Source organism: Alcanivorax sp. HI0083 (assembly GCF_001635175.1).
The window spans coordinates 1-8,451 of record NZ_LWFX01001018.1 but is presented as its reverse complement, the minus strand read 5'-3'; the positions used below and the strand labels follow the sequence as shown (position 1 = coordinate 8,451).

The 8,451-nt window shown below is 58.0% G+C and carries 8 protein-coding genes, 1 tRNA gene and 1 pseudogene; 4 read left to right on the top strand and 6 right to left on the bottom strand.

What is annotated here, in order from left to right:
- The first annotated feature begins 52 nt into the window (after nt 1–52).
- The 3 genes from A3754_RS12650 to A3754_RS12640 all read left to right on the top strand — a co-directional run bounded on the left by A3754_RS12650 (nt 53) and on the right by A3754_RS12640 (nt 2,128).
- Complete coding sequence (locus tag A3754_RS12650) at nt 53–826, top strand: ABC transporter permease (protein ID WP_063519978.1); 774 nt, start codon at nt 53–55, stop codon at nt 824–826.
- Between the two features lie 65 nt (nt 827–891).
- Nucleotides 892–1,716 carry an NADPH-dependent 7-cyano-7-deazaguanine reductase QueF gene (gene queF / locus A3754_RS12645; protein ID WP_063519977.1) on the top strand — a complete coding sequence of 275 codons (825 nt, stop codon included), beginning with the start codon at nt 892–894 and terminating at the stop codon, nt 1,714–1,716.
- Nucleotides 1,717–1,759: 43 nt separating this feature from the next.
- Nucleotides 1,760–2,128, top strand: coding sequence for a DUF4870 domain-containing protein (locus A3754_RS12640; protein ID WP_063519976.1), 369 nt, complete (start codon nt 1,760–1,762; stop codon nt 2,126–2,128).
- A gap of 154 nt (nt 2,129–2,282) precedes the next feature.
- Here the strand turns inward: A3754_RS12640 and A3754_RS12635 are convergent, their stop codons facing one another.
- From A3754_RS12635 to A3754_RS12615, 5 genes are all read right to left on the bottom strand, one after another.
- On the bottom strand, nt 2,283–3,761 hold the full coding sequence (locus A3754_RS12635) for an AbgT family transporter (RefSeq protein ID WP_063519975.1): 1,479 nt from the start codon (nt 3,759–3,761) through the stop codon (nt 2,283–2,285).
- Between the two features lie 214 nt (nt 3,762–3,975).
- Nucleotides 3,976–4,063 (bottom strand) — tRNA-Ser (locus tag A3754_RS12630).
- Between the two features lie 91 nt (nt 4,064–4,154).
- On the bottom strand, nt 4,155–4,601 hold the full coding sequence (locus A3754_RS12625) for an MAPEG family protein (protein WP_063519974.1): 447 nt from the start codon (nt 4,599–4,601) through the stop codon (nt 4,155–4,157).
- Nucleotides 4,598–5,050 carry a YiiD C-terminal domain-containing protein gene (locus tag A3754_RS12620; protein ID WP_063519973.1) on the bottom strand — a complete coding sequence of 151 codons (453 nt, stop codon included), beginning with the start codon at nt 5,048–5,050 and terminating at the stop codon, nt 4,598–4,600. Before A3754_RS12620 ends, A3754_RS12625 begins: the two co-directional genes overlap by 4 nt.
- On the bottom strand, nt 5,047–5,604 hold the full coding sequence (locus A3754_RS12615) for a nitroreductase (RefSeq protein WP_063519972.1): 558 nt from the start codon (nt 5,602–5,604) through the stop codon (nt 5,047–5,049). Before A3754_RS12615 ends, A3754_RS12620 begins: the two co-directional genes overlap by 4 nt.
- 182 nt (nt 5,605–5,786) lie before the next feature.
- On the opposite strand from A3754_RS12615, the gene A3754_RS12610 reads away from it, so the two are divergent.
- Nucleotides 5,787–7,322 (top strand): adenylate/guanylate cyclase domain-containing protein, encoded by a 1,536-nt coding sequence (locus A3754_RS12610; protein WP_063519971.1) that lies wholly within the window; start codon nt 5,787–5,789, stop codon nt 7,320–7,322.
- 141 nt (nt 7,323–7,463) lie between these two features.
- On the opposite strand, the pseudogene A3754_RS27695 reads toward A3754_RS12610, so the two are convergent.
- A pseudogene (locus A3754_RS27695) lies at nt 7,464–8,451 on the bottom strand (hypothetical protein); the annotation flags it as partial.

Genomic DNA, 8,451 nt, shown 5'->3' with positions numbered 1-8,451 from the left:
AAGAATTGTTTGTGCGGCTGGTCGAGCAGAACCTGCCGGGGGAGCAAGCATCATGAGTGCTCGTGAGCAATGGGTGGCATTTCTGACCCTGGTAACCAAGGAAATTCGCCGTTTTACCCGTATCTGGCCGCAGACGCTGCTGCCGCCAGCGATTACCATGACGCTGTATTTCGTGATTTTCGGCAACCTGATTGGCAGTCGTATCGGCGATATGGGCGGGTTCGATTACATGCAGTACATCGTGCCGGGGTTGATCATGATGAGCGTAATCCAGAACAGTTACGGCAATGTGGTGAGCTCGTTCTTTTCCACCAAATTCCAGCATTCCATTGAGGAAATGCTGGTGTCGCCGATGCCGTCTCATGTGATTCTCAACGGCTATATTGTCGGCGGTATGGTGCGTGGCATGTTGGTGGGACTGATTGTCAGCCTGCTCAGCCTGTTCTTTACTCACCTGTCCATGCAGCACGTTTTTATCACCATCACGGTGGTGATTCTCACGGCAGCATTGTTTGCTTTGGGGGGCTTTATCAATGCGATTTTCGCCAACAAGTTTGACGATATTTCCATTGTCCCCACCTTTATCCTGACACCGCTGACCTACCTGGGCGGGGTCTTTTATTCCATTGATCTGCTGCCGGAGTTCTGGCGGGCGGTGAGCCTTGCCAACCCCATCGTCTATATGGTCAATGCCTTCCGTTACGGGGTACTGGGCGTGAGCGACGTGAATGTATACGCTTCCCTGGGGGCCATTCTGGCGTTTGTGATCGCTTTCTACTTATTTGCGCTGTGGTTGCTGCATCGTGGTACCGGTATTCGGCACTAACGAAACCGGCTAAATCCGGCTATGATTAAAGCCAGTCCCATGGACGGGAGTGCCAAGAGGTTATCATGAGCTATCTTAAGGAAACGCCGCTGGGCCGCTCCAGCGAGTATGTTGACGAGTACATGCCTTCGCTGTTGTGTCCGGTGCCGCGCTGGGATGCCCGCGAGTCCCTGGAGCTGGAAGACACCACTCTGCCTTTCCACGGGACCGATATCTGGAATGCGTATGAGTTGTCCTGGCTCAACGAGAAGGGCAAGCCCATGGTGGCCATGTGCGAACTGCGCGTTCCCTGTACTACCCCGAATATTGTTGAGTCCAAATCCCTCAAGCTGTATCTGAATTCGTTTGCCAATACCCGCTTCGAGAGTCGTGACGCGGTGCGCGCTGCCATCGAGAAAGATGTGGCGCAGACGGTGGGTGGCAATATCGAAGTGCTGCTGTATTCGCTACAGGAATCTGCGGGTTTTCCCGTGTGGGAAGACCGGGGTGATTGCGTGGACAATATCGACTTGTCCTTTGAGCATTATGAGTATCGCCCGGACCTGCTGCTATGTGATCAGGGCTCGGAGCAAACCGGGCAGCTCTATTCCCATCTGCTGCGCAGCCATTGCCCGGTTACCGATCAGCCGGACTGGGCTACCGTGGTGATCCGCTATACCGGCCGTGCCATCAGCCCGGCCAGTTTCTTGCGTTATGTGGTGTCACTGCGTAATCACCAGGGGTTTCACGAACAGATTATCGAACAGATCTTCGTGGACCTGATGGCCCAGTGTTCGCCCCGCCATCTGACCGTGTACGGCCGGTTTACTCGCCGGGGCGGCATTGATATCAACCCGTTCCGCTCCAACAGCGAACAACCCCTCCCCAACCGTCGCACCATTCGTCAGTAGCAAGGATGGTGGCGGGTTTTATTTTTCAACAAGGAACCTTTGAATGAGCGAAGAAAATAACAGCAATGGACTGGCGAAACAGGAAGAGCGGAGCCTGGGTCTGGCATGCCACCTGCTGGCCTTTGTCGGTATGGTATTTCCGTTCGGCAATATTCTGGGGCCACTGGTGATCTGGCTGGTTAAAAAAGACGATAGTGCCTTCGTGGATGACCAGGGCAAGGAAGCGTTGAATTTCAATATCACTATTTCCATCGCAGGTTTTGTTGCCTTCCTGCTCACCTTCGTGGTGATTGGTGCCGTCCTGCTGCCGATTATTGGTATCTTCTGGTTGGTGATGACCATCGTGGCTGCCGTAAAGGCCAATGGTGGAGAGCACTACCGTTATCCGCTGACGATTCGGTTGATCAAATAATAGCTAGAAGTTGAAAGTTGAAAGTTGAAGCGAGAGTAAGCGTTTTAACCGTTTTCAAATTAAGAGGCCGCGCCTGTGACTTGGGCGCGGCCTCTTTGCGTTCTGATCAGAGTGACCTGTCACGCGTTTCAACTTTAAACTTTTCACTTTCAACTCACGGCCCCAGCGGCCAGCCAAACCCGATCCACACACCCAGCAATACAGACCACCCCAGCAGCAGTGTCAGGCTGTAGGGCAGCATCAGTGCAATCAGCGTGCCGATGCCGGTATCCGGCTGATAGCGCCGGGCGAAGCCCAGTACCAATACAAAGTAGGGCATTAACGGGGTGATGATATTGGTGCTGGAGTCGCCGACCCGGTAGGCCGCCTGGCTGGCCTCGGGGGAAATGCCCAGCAGCATCAGCATGGGAACAAATACCGGTGCGAGGATGGACCACTTGGCCGAGGCGCTGCCGATCATCAGGTTGATCAGCGCAGTGAGTATAACGAACAGCAGTAGCAGTATCACTTTGGGCACCGATAGTGCGCCAAGCCAGGCGGCGCCTTTCACTGCCAGTAGCAGGCCCAACTGGCTGTAGTTAAACCAGGCCACGAACTGGGCGGCGAAAAACATCAGCACCAGATACCCGGCCATGGAGGCCATGGTGGTCTCCATGGCGGTGATAATGTCGCCACTGCTGCGAAATTGCCCACTGACCCGGCCGTACACCGCTCCGCAGATCCCCGCAATCAATGCCACGATGACCACCAGGCCATGAATGAATGGCGAGCCCAGTACGCTGCCGGTGTCGGGATGGCGCAGTGGCGCGTCACTTGGCAGTACCAGTAACGCCAGCCCGGCGAGCAGCACCACCAGGGTCAGGCCAGTCCACCGCATGGCGCGGGGATGTGTATGCGGCACCTCCGGGGAAGTGTCCGTGGATGCATGGGAGTGCGCCAGACGAGGTTCGGTCAGCTTGCGGGTGACCAGTGTCACCAACCCGGTGACAAGAAAGGTGGAGGCGATGATGAACCAGTAATTGCCGGTGGCATCCACGGTCCGGTCCGGGGTAACAATATGCGCTGCTTCCGTGGATAGCCCGGCCAGGGTGGCGTCCACCGGCCCCACCAGCAAGTTGGCGCTGAAGCCGCCGGAGACTGCCGCAAAGGCGGTGGCGATACCGGCGATAGGGGGGCGTCCCGCCAGTTGAAAGACCAGCCCGGCCAGGGGAATGAGTACCACATAACCGGCGTCCACGGTCAGGCTGGAGAGTACACCAGCAAACGCAACAGTGAACACCAGCGCGCTGCCGGAGGCGCGCCTTACCAGGCTGGCAAGGCTCACCGACAGCAGCCCGGATTGTTCGGCTACGCCCAGGCCCAACATGGCGACGAGCACCACGCCCAGTGGCGCAAAGCTGGTGAAGTTGCCCACCAGGGTGGTGAACAGATAACGCAGGCCGTCACCGTCGAGCAGTGAGCGGGCGGTAATGGTGTCGTCGGTGAGAGGGTGAACCGCGGTGATATCCAGTGCACCCAGTAATGCGGTGAGGGGAAGCAGCAGCAGGCAAAGCCAGACAAATAACAAGGTCGGGTGGGGAAGCCGGTTGCCCAACTGCTCCAGCCGAGCTAGCCAGCCGTGGGTATGAGTCATGGATATTCCCCGCAAAATGAACGTCTACTTTAGCGAGTTGAGTGAATCGCGGGCAAGTGATGGTGGAGCACTATACGCTTGAGGCCTGACACTAATGCCTGGGAGCTGCCTCCTTGTGGCCGCAGGGTTCGGGGGGCGTGTTGCGTGCTACGTGAACCGTGTTGCGGCCGCGAAGCGGCATAAAAAAGCCCCGCGTTTGCGGGGCTTTCATGTTTGGCGGTGAGGGAGGGATTCGAACCCTCGATACCTTGCGGTATACACACTTTCCAGGCGTGCTCCTTCGGCCACTCGGACACCTCACCAGATTGTCGTCAACAGCGCACTGGGCAACTCTTGAGGGCGCGTAGAGTACCGGAGGGGGCGGCGTGAGGCAAGCCTCATGCCGCCGGTTGTTCAGGGTTTGAACAGTGACAGCAATGTGCAGGCCTGGTCTACAGCCAGCCAGCTCACTAACGCCACTTGTACCAGAAAGAAACCGAAGCGAATCTGCACCAGCCAGTGGTTCACGCCGGCCAGATGGATAATGCTCTGGGCCACACGGGCGGCAACGATCCAGGGGAGCAGGCAGGCACTCAGTTCGGTGTTGCCCAGCCACAAAGCGGTGGCGCCGACGACAATCAGGATGCCGAGTAACTCCAGCGTGTTCAGATAGGCCCGATGCAGACGATTGAGGGGGCAGGCCGGGTTGTAGTGATATGGGGGAAAGCCGTCGGCTTTAGTTTTGCCGCTCAACACGGCCAGGGAACGGGCGCTGATCAGCAGGATGAGCAAAAACAATGCCCAGCCCGCATAGGCCAGCAAATAGAAGTGAGTGGTAATGATGGTGCTGTCAGCTGTCATGGGGTCCGATCCTTCGCAAGATAAAGACCCTGATACTCGCAGACCTGCGCGCTGTTGGCACTGGTACCCTGCGCCAAAACCGTCAGCGTGGCTTTTCCCCGGCGTGTCAGGCGCTGCTGGAAGCGGCTGATGCCGTCGGTACTGGCGGTGGCGGTAATGTGGATATCGCTGTCCAGGGGCAGCTGGTACTCAAGCCCGGTCTTGACGGCAACCACGTCCGCATCCACGCCTGCCTGGCGGGCCAGCAGGGTCGTCAGGCTCCAGCCGGCGAGTGTCAGCAGGGCCGACTGGCTGCCAGCAAAAAAGGTGCCTTTGTCGTTGTGGTTGACGGCCAATGGCGCGGTGAGTGTCAGCGCCTGGCCATCAAATGTTTCAAGCTGAAAGGCCAGATGCCGGGTCAGCGGAATGGCATTGCGGACCTGTTCTGCCAGAGCAGCCAGATCTATCATGGCAATTCGCGGAGGAAGTCAGCGGGGGCGTCGTTAGGCAGGGATTTCAGACTGCCCACTGGTTTACCCAGATAAAGGTAAGCGACAACCTGATCCTTGGCCGCAAAGCCGAGCTTTTCCTTGGCCAGGGTAGAGTTTGCCATGGCCCCGGTGCGCCACATGGCACCGATACCCTGTTCGTAAGCCGCGAGCATCATGTTCTGAACGGATGCGCCCACAGCGAGCACCTGCTCCCAGACCGGAATCTTGTGGCCCTCGGTCACTTCGGCCACGGCAATGATAATGGTGGGGGCACGCAGGGCCTTGCTGCGGGCAATCTCCTGAGCACGGTTGTCGGCGTCCGGTTGTGCTTCCAGCAGGTGGGCCACCATGATGTCGCCCAGACGTTCGCGCTGGCGGCCTTGCAGCACGATAAAGCGCCACGGGCGCAGTAGACCATGATCCGGGGCACGAATGGCTGCACGCAGCAACATGTCCAGTTGCTCATCGCTGGGGCCGGGGGCTTCCAGGCGCGGGGCGGATACACGGGTGGTCAGGGCGGTGAGGGTGTCCATTCAGGGCTCCTATTACAACGGCGCCATGGTAGCCCGAATCGCAGATGAGTCCCAGTTGCAGAGTGCGCCCGTTTTCCGGTGGCAGGGAATCGCCTACCTTTAGTCATCCCAGTCTTTTTTCTTAGAGACTAAACCGCTAAGCTTCGCAGAAATCGCGTGAAGCGGATCACATGACGACCTCCATGACGAAAAAGAAAGCTCGCCGCCCCCAGTTGGGTCCCATGGAGCGGGCGCGCCGTCAGGCAAACTACATCCGGCTATTGGCCTTTCTGGTGGCCGCCATGATTCTGATGGCGGGCCTGAAGCTGAACCTGTTTCCCGAGTTATACATGCTGGGGGTGGCGGGGCTGCTGATTTACCCCATGTCGGCCCAGGGGCTGCTGTTCCTGTTTGAAAAGCAGGACCGGCCCACCAAGCCAGTGCACAAATTACTGATGCAGGCTGACGCCATGGTGATTGGCCTGGTGTGTGCGTTGCTGCACTTTTCACTGGTGCCGGCCATGGTGCTGCTGATTATCGTGCACGCCAATTCGGTCAGCAGTGGCGGGCTGAAACCCTGGTTGCTGAATGTGTTGATGACCGGGGTTGGTGCTTTGCTGATGGGCTGGGTGCTGGGCTTTCAGGTGCTGTCGCCGGAACAGACGCCGGTGTTGCTGTCGGTGATTTCCATGCTGGGCTTGGGGATCTATGTGGGTGCCTCCTCCGCGTTTGCCCACCTGCAGGCTCGTTACCTCAAGCAGGCACAGGAGTTGGTGAGGCGCCAGCAGAAGCAGGCGGTGGATATGTCCCGCAAGCTGGCCAAGTATTTGCCGCCCCAGGTATGGGGATCGATTTTTTCCGGCAAACGTGACGCCAAGCTGGAAACCCGACGCAAGCGCCTGACCGTGTTCTTTTCCGACATCAAGGGATTCAGTGCCATCTCCGAAGAGCTGCCGCTGACCACGCTTACCAAAATGCTCAACACCTACCTGAGCGAGATGACGCGCATTGCCCTGCGTCACGGTGGCACCATCGATAAATTCATTGGTGATGCGGTGATGATCTTTTTTGGTGATCCGAAAAGCGAAGGCGCCCAGGAAGATGCCTACCGTTGTGTCTTGATGGCCATTGAGATGCAGGAACAAATGAAGCTGCTGCGCCAGCGCTGGCAGCGCGAAGGCATCGACCACAAGCTGGAAATCCGTATTGGCATCAATACCGGTTACGCCACGGTGGGCAACTTTGGTACCGATTCGCGCATGGATTACACCATTCTGGGCACGGATGTGAATCTGGCCAGCCGCCTGGAATCCGCCTGCCGGCCAGGCGGCGTGTTGATCTCGGAGGCGACCCAGGCGCTGGTGAATAACCGGATTCAGTGCCGCAGCATGGGTGACATTCAGGTCAAGGGATTTAACCGGCCGATCCCCGTGTTCGAGGCGTTGGGTGCCAAACGGGATGCGGGGGCAAAGAACCGTTATGTGTCTGCGCAAACCGATGGCTTTGGCATCCACATCGACCTGGAGCGCATCCGTAATTTCGACAAGAACACCATCTTGCGCACCCTGGCCCGCTCCGCCACGGACCTGAAGCAGGACAAAACGGTGGCCGTGGACTATGAAGCGGAAGGCTTCAGTCTGCACGTGCAGAGCGACATCATGAGAAAACGCGACCGTGAAAAAGTCATTGAGATGATGGGGCGCGCTGCGAAAAAAGTGCAGGTCGAGGTGCGGGTCTGAGCGACAAGCTCAGACAGGGGAACCGGAAAAGCTCCCCCGGTTTTCCTTTTCAACTTTTCACTTTGAACTTTCAACTGATGTATCGCGGGCAGTCCCGCAGGTCGGCTTAGGCGTAGCCGTAAGCCGACATTCAGAGGCTCCCTAATTCAACGGAAACGCCGTCCAGTTGTCGGCCCATGTCTGCGCGCTGCCCGGGCGCATGGCACCGAGATAATCCGCTGCTTCATCCCAGAACTCTCCCTGCGGGATCGCCGTGGCGCCATTACGGGCAGGAGAGCGTGAGGTGGGGGCAAAGTCCGGATGGGAGGTGCTGGTCGCATCGCGGGTGAGCAACGGGTCGGTGCCAAACTGGGCGCCCACGGAACGGCTCTGGAAATAACGACGCTCGTCGAAACCGTTATCGTCATCATTGTCCATGTTTTCTGAGTCGAAGAACGTCAGGCCACGGCTGCCCACTTTATGCACCATCATACTGTTGAAGGTGAGCTCGCCTTCCTGAATACGGCGCACGGTCTCGCCGCCTTTCAGGTCGATGGTTTCCCCGGAGAAACCGTCAATAATCATGTTGTTGAAATGCCCGCCGGTGCCCACTTTTAGGGTCATCGCCCGGTGGTATTTTTCATGGCTGCGCGGGCTGATCAAGGTCACGTTATACATGACCGGCGCGGAAATGGGTGTGGCATCCGGATTCGCCTTGAGATTATCGCCTTCAAACGCATTGTCGCCCACATTGGCATGCTGTTGCACGACCAGAAACTGTACCCGGCCACGCCAGCCCATATCCCAGTCCAGCGAGTCGTCCGCAGCACCGGTAATAATGATGTGCTTGAGGTCCACTGTGCCACCGAACACTTCGATACCGTCGTCCAGTGCGCGATGGACCTGCACATTACGAATAATGGTGCTGCTGCCACAGCCGCCCAGGGTCAGGCCATTCAATTCGTTATTGGCGTAGACCTCGAAGCCGGCGAACTCCACGCGGGTGTATTCCATCACACCGCAGGAGCCGTCCGCATCGCTGCCGCCAAAGGCTCCCCGGGTATCGCCGTCGGGAATGCCTTCAATATGTGCGTTGGCCACGTTAACCGGTGCGCTGCCGAGCATGACCACACCGCCCCAGTCGCCGGCA